The sequence below is a fragment of the Actinomyces graevenitzii C83 genome, assembly GCF_000239695.1.
Taxonomy (GTDB): Bacteria; Actinomycetota; Actinomycetes; order Actinomycetales; family Actinomycetaceae; genus Actinomyces; species Actinomyces graevenitzii.
This window is the reverse complement of record NZ_JH470340.1, coordinates 90,325-97,070: the sequence shown is the minus strand read 5'-3', so window position 1 is coordinate 97,070 and position 6,746 is coordinate 90,325. Positions and strand designations below refer to the sequence as shown.

The 6,746-nt window shown below is 62.3% G+C and carries 4 protein-coding genes; 3 read left to right on the top strand and 1 reads right to left on the bottom strand.

Annotated features, from left to right (window positions below):
• Nucleotides 1-378 (top strand): hypothetical protein (locus HMPREF0045_RS10815; RefSeq protein WP_196793429.1); only part of this gene is annotated, 378 nt, incomplete at its 5' end.
• A 1,651-nt stretch (nucleotides 379-2,029) separates the two neighbouring features.
• Here the strand turns inward: HMPREF0045_RS10815 and HMPREF0045_RS09290 are convergent.
• Nucleotides 2,030-2,875: a class I SAM-dependent methyltransferase gene (locus HMPREF0045_RS09290; protein ID WP_005987763.1), complete on the bottom strand. Its 846-nt coding sequence runs from the start codon at nucleotides 2,873-2,875 to the stop codon at nucleotides 2,030-2,032.
• 586 nt (nucleotides 2,876-3,461) lie between these two features.
• Here HMPREF0045_RS09290 and HMPREF0045_RS09285 point away from each other — a divergent pair.
• Together HMPREF0045_RS09285 and HMPREF0045_RS09280 are read left to right on the top strand one after the other, a co-directional pair.
• Nucleotides 3,462-5,603, top strand: a complete 2,142-nt coding sequence (locus tag HMPREF0045_RS09285; protein ID WP_005987761.1) for an ABC-ATPase domain-containing protein — start codon at nucleotides 3,462-3,464, stop codon at nucleotides 5,601-5,603.
• A gap of 278 nt (nucleotides 5,604-5,881) precedes the next feature.
• Nucleotides 5,882-6,583 (top strand): ABC transporter ATP-binding protein, encoded by a 702-nt coding sequence (locus tag HMPREF0045_RS09280; protein ID WP_005987759.1) that lies wholly within the window; start codon nucleotides 5,882-5,884, stop codon nucleotides 6,581-6,583.
• The last annotated feature ends 163 nt before the right edge of the window (nucleotides 6,584-6,746 follow it).

The window sequence follows — 6,746 nt, the reverse complement described above, 5'->3', positions numbered from 1 at the left end:
GGCGCAGCCCACCGCCTCGCCGCAGCCCACGCCGGCCCCCACGGTCAGCCCGACGGCGACGGCGCAGCCCACTGGCACGGCGTCGCCCACGGCTCAGCCGACTGTCAGCCCAACTGGTGCACCCACGGCCACGGCGGCGCCCACTGTGGCTCCCACCAGCCAGCCCTCGCCAGCTCCCACGGCGGCCCCCACCGGCACGCCGACAACTCCTGGCCAGCCCACCACCTCGCCGCAGCCCACCGCAGGCCCAACGGCGTCGTCGGCCCCTGGACAACCCACTGCAGGGCCAGGCCAACCCACTACCAGCCCAACGGCGTCAACCCACCCCACTGCGGCCCCCGGGCAGCCGGGCAAGCCAAGCACAGCACCGGCGCCTGACAGCACTCGGGAGCCAATGGCCGGCGAGCAGTTGCCGCGTACGGGCGTGAACCTGGCGCTTGGGCTCGGGGCAGTTGCGGCGCTCGCGGGCGGCCTAGTGTTGCTGCGCAGGCGGCGCGCCCTGTAAAAGCGCAGGTGACACCCTGTGAATGAGCAGGTGATGACCTGGGTGAATACACAGTTGGTGCGCCCTGTGAATACGCAGGTGACGATCCTGTGAATACGCAAGCGGCGGCCCATGCGAAGCCAGGTCATGGACAGTGTCTGTGCTTGCAGGGCCGCGCCCGAAAATTGCAGGGCGGCGCCCATGGCCAGTAAATCTGCACGCGCAGTAGCCCTGCCTAAGAGGCAGTAAACCTGCGCCCACAGATACAGGCAAAATCGTCCCTTCCCTATAAAATCCCAGCGGAAAATCATAGGGAAGGGACGATTTTATGTGCGTTTGAGAGTGGACTTCCAAATACTGAGCCTGATACTGAACCTGCTCGTCCATACGCTGAACCTTTTAGGGTGAGCACAGACCTAATTGGATTTAGCGCATGCCTAATTCTGGCGAAGGTTGATCCGCTTCTACTGACCTGGGATCTCTTCTTGCGAATGCAGGTCCTTCTTATGAAACCGGCCCGGACCTTATGAATGGACCTCATGAACTACGGCCAGCCAGCGCAAACACTCAACAGGCGCAATCACTCATCCGGCACAACCGCTCAATCACTCAGCCATTCAGTCACTCAGCCACTCAACAAACCGACCTACCCACTGCGTTACCCAGACCAGGGCAAACGGATTAGTTGCTGCATCACCCTCAACCAGGGTAAACACACTAGTCACTGCGCCACTTTAACCAGGGCGCATTAAGGCACTTGAGACCCCTAAATACTTTGTGGTTAGACCATACTCTGTGGTCACACCAGCTTCAGACAGCCCCATGCAAGGACTAACTGCAACAAATACCAAGGATGCAGTGCGGCGTCGGGAGATATTTCAGGGCTGCGTTACAAATACGGAAAAATCGTCCGTTCCCTATAAAACCCCATCGAAAAATCATAGGGAACGGACGATTTTGGGTGTATTTGGAAAAAAGGTGTACGTACATTGAGACTCATATCTCACATACTGACCATTCGCCTACCTGGGAATATCTCCAGGTCAGGGGCTCTTGGTCATCAGATCCTCACCAGCCAGCCCCAGCATCATTCTGGCTAGTCCAGCATCATTCTGGCTCACCCTGAATTATCCTGGCTCATCCATGGCCAGCAGTTAATCCATGGCCAGCAGCTCATCCTGAATTATCCTTGCTTACCCAGGGCCAGCAGCTCATCCAGGACCACCCCGACCCATCCAGAATCAGACCGGCCCATCCAACCAGACGCCAACCAGCCCATTTGGGACCCCCTTAACATGGGTCACTCCACTCAGGAGCGCCTCATCAATTGAGGTGCCAGTCAATTGGGGTACCAGGCCAGGTTTAGAACCTCCTCAGCCAGGACATTCCTTCAGTTGTTGGAGTTACTCAGTTAATAGTTCAGGCATGGCCGCCATCTCAGGCCTTGCGCAGCACCTCACACCTTGCGCAGCACCTCAAGCCCTGCACAGCCAGTCAAGCCCTGCACAGCCAGTCAAGCCTGGCCACCACCTCAGGCGCAGCACCTCAGACCTTGCGCGCAGAAATGGCGAACTGCAGCGGCAGCCGCTCAGGCTGCTCGCGCAAACGCCACATTCCGTCCGCGTGTTGCTCCATAAGCCCAGGCCAGGGGCACCAAGCGGAATAGGTGAACTCTTCGACGCCGTCGACCACTAATCCCGCATCAATCAGCGCCGTGATGATTTGCCCCAGGGAATGATTCCACTGGTGATTCGTGGTGTGGGCGATGCGAGGCGCGCCGGGCGTATCCACATAGCTTGAGTCGTCGTCCCAGGTCATAGGGGTATCAAGCTGGAAGTAGGGCTGCTCAACCTTCAGCCCATCCGACACGTCCTCGCCGATCGCCATGAACATGGGGTGATCGTCGCGGATGAAGAAGGTGCCCCCGGGCTTAAGCAGGGACGCAATGACGCGCGCCCATTGCACAACGTCGGGCAGCCAGCAAAGAACCCCAATGGACGTATAGACCGGGTCAAAGTCACCACTTACCGCCTGCCGCGCGTCGTAGACGTTGGCGTGCACGTACTCGACGTCCGCCCCGGCCTTATCCGCGATGGCGCGCGCGTGGGCCAGAGAAGTCTCGGACAGGTCCAGGCCCACAACTCGCGCGGCGCCGCGACGGGCAAACCCAATCGTGTCCGTCCCAACGTGGCACTGCAGATGCATGACTTGCTTGCCGGCAAGGTCGCCAAAACGCCCAATGTCGAGGGCAAGCTCCGCGCTGATGGCCTTGGGGTCTGCGAGCAGGCGGCTCAGGCCGCAGTAGTCGCCGGCCATGTGCAGGTTCGCGCGGTCATTCCAGTTTTTCTCGTTGTCTGAAAACCAAGCGGCTTTATTAGTCAATTTACTCATTGGAGATTTCCTAAGGGTATTTTCGTTTTTCGGCCAGCGCGCTTTTTGCGGCCGGGTCTGGTTCTTCGCCTGGCTAACCCGGCAGGCCCCGATTTCCCGGCAGGCCTGGCTGCTGAGGAATTTTACTTCTAGGTTCGACGACGGCGCCCCCGCCTTTGCTGGCATCGTCTTTACTGCTGCTGTCGTCGCCTCCGCTAGTGCCGACGACGACGCCCCACTTCCCCGATCACTGTCGCCACCTCCTGCTTCTGCTGACGCCACCCCGCTGGCGTAGCCCCACTCCCCGATCGCTGGCCAGATTGTCGTCACCCGCGCGCGGGTAGAGTCACAGCATCCCAGCCCGGCCTGTCTCGCCGAGACGAGCCGTCACCCGCGCGCGGGCGGGTGGGTCGCAAATACTGACATTTCATCCGTTCCCTATAAAACCCCATGAAAAAATCATAGGGAGGGGACGATTTTGGGTGTATTTGTGGGTGTATTTGTGGCACCACATGTAATTGCAGACTGATTTCCATGTGTTTGTGCCAACCAGCCGCCCTCAGGGTGTGCTCCGGAGACAAAATGTTTCACGTGAAATAATGCCTTTATGGCTGCACGCGACTCTTACCGAGGCTCCCAAAACCACTCCCACCGCTCCGACAATTCCGGTTATTCAGGCCGCCAGGCCAACTCTTCCTACAGCTCAGACCGCCAGAGCCGCCACTCCTCCGGTTCAGGACACTCCTCTGGTCAGGGCCGTCACTCCTCCGGTTCGGGCAGCGACTCAGGCAGATCCTCTGGCCCGGCCCGCAGTTCCGGCAACTATTCTGGTTCATCCCGAGGCTCAGGCCAGCGCCGCTTCAATGATGAGCCGCGCGAATCAACCCTCAATGAGCTCACCAGCCACCTGCACGCAATTGACGGCCGCTCCTACGCCGCCTACAAGGCCATCGTTGGCCGCTACCGCTCCCCGCTGGGGTGGGTGCTCTACATTGACCGCATCCAGCCCGACCCTTACGCTCCGCCCACGGCCATCCGCGTGGTACTGCCCCTGGCTCTAACAGGCGCCGACGCACGCCTAACCGGAACTGACACGCACCTAACTGAGACTGACTCACACTTGACCGGCGCCGACACGCGGCCCACCGGCACCAACGCGTCTCTAACTGGCGCCGCCGAGCACCTAACTGGCGCCGCCGAGCACCTAACTGGCGCCGCCGCACGCCTAACCGCCTCGCCCACCCGCGCCGTCGCCCTGCGCGATTACCTGGCCCGCACCCTGCGCGAACTGCTTAAAGGCCAGGCCATCTCGATTGCCCCGGCGGGGCAGGAAATCCTGGAGCGCTCCAGCGTCAACCTGCATGAGACCTGGCAAGATGACTTCTCAACCCCGGCCTTTAATGCTCCCGGCCCCTACCTGGAGCTGCGCCTGCGCTGGTCACTGCCCGCGTTCGGGCGCGAAATCGCTGGTCGCCAGGCTGCCCGCAACCTCAACTTGGATTTAGCCCGCGCCGTCGCCAGCCTGGACCTGCGCGAAAGCGAGTTGGGCGCAGAAGCCTGGAAGCACTGCCAGGTGGCCGAGGATCACGCGGCCCTGCAAGAGATTCTGGTTGAGCGCGGCTGGGTGGCTTTTTTGGCCGACGGCGCCAATTTGGCTCGCCGCTCAGGGGTTTCGCAGCTGCCGCTGGAGGGCGGCGTCCCACTGACCGCGCCGGAGACTTTAGCTCAAACCGTGCAGCTACCTCACGCCGGGGTGGTGCGCGGCACCGCTATCCCAGCTGGTGTAACCGTTATTGCCGGCGGTGGCTATCACGGCAAATCGACTCTGCTAAACGCCATTGCCCGGGGTATTTACCCGCATATCCCCGGTGATGGGCGTGAACTGGTGGCTACCGTGCCCGAAGCAATGGCGGTGCGCGCCGCCGACGGGCGTGCGGTTACCGGCGTCGACCTGCGGCCTTTCATTTCCCATCTGCCTGGGCGTGACGCAGACCCAGCCCAGTTCACCACCGCCAATGCGTCGGGCTCTACTTCACAGGCGGCGTCGATCATGGAATCCCTGGAGCTGTGGGGGCAGCCTGCCCAGGCCGCCCTGCTGCTGGATGAGGACACTTGCGCCACTAACCTGCTGATTCGCGATCAACGTATGCGCGCCCTGGTCAGTTCGGAGCGTGAACCCATCACCCCGCTGGTGGATCGCATCCGCGCCCTGCACCGCGAGCGCGGCATTTCCACCCTGATTGTGATGGGCGGCAGTGGTGATTATTTGGATGTGGCCGATCAGGTGCTGATCATGGACAGTTACCGCCTGGTTGACGCCACTGCGCAGGCCCGCCAGGTGTGTGCCAGCCAGCCTCGGGTGGACACGAGCCTGCCTGATTTCCCGCTGCCCGCCCAGCGCCTGCCCCAGAGACCTGAGGCTAAGCGTCGTGGCCCTAGCCGTACGCGCGCTTTGGGGACGCAGCGCCTGGTGTTGGACCGCCATGAGGTGGATGTGGCTGACGTTTCGGGCCTGGTGGATGAGGGTCAGGCGTTGGCGGTCGCGTGGGCTCTGCGCGCGCTGTTGGAGCGTCATTTTGATGGGCGCACTTCGCTGCCGCAGGCACTTGCGCAGGTGGCTAAGCGGCTCGACGACGTCGGACTGGACGCCCTGGGTGAGGCTCACCCCGCATTTTTGGTGCGTCCGCGCCTGGTGGATGTGGGGGCGGCGGTTAACCGCCTGCGTTCCCTGCAGGTAAACCCCGACTAAACCCCGGCACCTAGCTGGCGGCCTTGGCTGCCGCAGCGGGCGCCCGGCCGCGCAGTAAGCACGGCCAGCCAAAACCATGCCCACGGCCCGCAGCCCGCGTGTGCCGCTTGCAGTCAGCGTGTGCCGCTTGCAGCCCGCGCCCCTCCCACCGCCGCCGATCAGGGCCTTTCCCCTACGCGCGTAGGGGGCGACTCCTCCTTAGGTATTAGTTAGCCCAGGGCTGAAGTTCGCTCGCATGGGCGATTAGTTTGCGCCCGCAGGCGCCTAGTTTTAATTGCATGAACACCAAAGAGTTAAGCGTCACCGATGCGGTTAAAACTTTTTCTTCCGAGATGGGCACCCCGGTGCGGGCGCTTAACTCGGTGAACCTAACTATCCCCACCGGCAGTCACGTAGCCATCATGGGGCCTTCGGGCTCAGGTAAGTCCACGCTGCTGCACTGCATGTCGGGCATTTTGCCGCTGGATGCGGGCACGGTCATGTTCGCCGGCACTAACCTGGCGGCTTTGCGCGAAAAGCAGCGTTCGAAGATACGGCGTGAACATATGGGTTTTGTGTTCCAGGACGGCGCGCTGCTGCCGGAGCTGACCAATGAGGAGAACGTGGCCATGCCGCTGCTGCTGGCGGGCATGAGCCTGCCCTCGGCCCTGCCCCACGCCCGCGAATGGCTGGTGCGTTTGGGCCTGGCGGATGCGGCTCGACGTCGCCCCGGACAGATTTCGGGTGGCCAAGCCCAGCGGGTGGCGATTGCCCGCGCCATGGTGGCCAGCCCCGCCGTCGTCTTTGCGGATGAGCCCACCGGCGCCCTGGACCAAAACACGGGCGCGCAGGTGATGCAGCTGCTGACTCAGGCGTGCACTTCTACCGGCGCCACTTTGGTGCTGGTTACTCACGACGACGCCATTGCGGCTTGGTGCCCACGGCTAGTGACCATGCGTGACGGCAACATCGTCGCTGACCAGATGCGGGTGGCAAAATGAGCACCACAGTTTCAACCAACACTTCTTCAACCAACACTTCAGGCACCCCTGCTTCCGCTGCCAGTGCATCGGGTGCGGGCCAGCCAAGCGGTCAGCGCAGCGCCCGGCCCACCAGCCAAGGCAAAGCCGCCGCCCAAGGCCAGACCCGGCCCGCCGCGCGTCC

Excerpts from the sequence above, each read along its gene's own strand:
- HMPREF0045_RS09290 (WP_005987763.1), bottom strand. The coding sequence starts at position 2,875 with ATGAGTAAATTGACTAATAAAGCCGCTTGGTTTTCAGACAACGAGAAA.
- HMPREF0045_RS09285 (WP_005987761.1), top strand. The coding sequence starts at position 3,462 with ATGGCTGCACGCGACTCTTACCGAGGCTCCCAAAACCACTCCCACCGC.
- HMPREF0045_RS09280 (WP_005987759.1), top strand. The coding sequence starts at position 5,882 with ATGAACACCAAAGAGTTAAGCGTCACCGATGCGGTTAAAACTTTTTCT.